Origin of the sequence: Anaerococcus lactolyticus ATCC 51172 (assembly GCF_000156575.1) — a bacterium.
GTDB lineage: Bacteria > Bacillota > Clostridia > Tissierellales > Peptoniphilaceae > Anaerococcus > Anaerococcus lactolyticus.
Genome location: NZ_GG666073.1, coordinates 1 through 905 on the forward strand (window position 1 = coordinate 1; position 905 = coordinate 905).

Genomic DNA, 905 nt, shown 5'->3' on the forward strand with positions numbered 1-905 from the left:
TTTGAAGAATTTAAGGAATTTTATACTAATAAAAATAAAGAGAATATAGGTTTTGATTTAGATAGGCATATAAAATATGATTATTGGATAATTGAGTTTAATGAGGGTTCAAGTCTAATAGAAAAAGATTATGCAGGACAAAGGCTGACTAAAGAACTATTAGATGAAATAAGGGAAATAGATGAAAAGATAAGACTTCATAATAAGACCTTAGGAGAAGATGAATATGGGCAGATGACTGATAAGTGGGAGGGGTATTCCAAATTCTATTTTAACCATATAGTAGATGGGAAAATAGTTGATCACTATAAGATAGACATAGGTGATGGAAATGAGATCAACCAAAGAGACTTTGAATTTCTTTATGAACAAATAGGAAAAAGTCAGATAGAACTTAATCAAACTATAGAAGAAAATAAGATAGATGAAAAAATAATTTCCATATACCAAATTGAAGATAGACTTTTCGATGTATTAGTTAAGGATAAAGTTTTAGAAAATGAAATTATAAAGGCAAGAGAAAATTTAGGAAATAGTACCTTAGCAAGTTTTAACTCTATATTTCAAAGAGAATATGCGAAAATCATGAGAGAAGTTGCCGATAAGCAGGAAAATCTTCCGGATGATATGAAGGCAATAGATAAGGTTAAAGAATTAGGTATTAGAATAGAAAATAGATATAGAGAATATCTAAATAATTCACTTGAAAATAATATAGAAGATGATAAGGAAATCCTCTCTATAAAAGTGGGAGATATAGTTAGAACAGAGGATAATAAATATTTAAAAATAAAAGATATTTCCAGTGGATATGATAATAACCATAATCCAATAACATATTATTCATATGATGCCTATTTTGATAAGGACTTAAAACTATTTTCACATTCCTTTAAAGAAAGCGA

General features: G+C 27.5%; 1 protein-coding gene. It reads left to right on the top strand.

Annotated features, from left to right (window positions below):
- Positions 1 to 905, top strand: a 905-nt coding sequence (locus tag HMPREF0072_RS10300; protein WP_004830355.1) for a hypothetical protein, incomplete at both ends; no start/stop codon positions are given.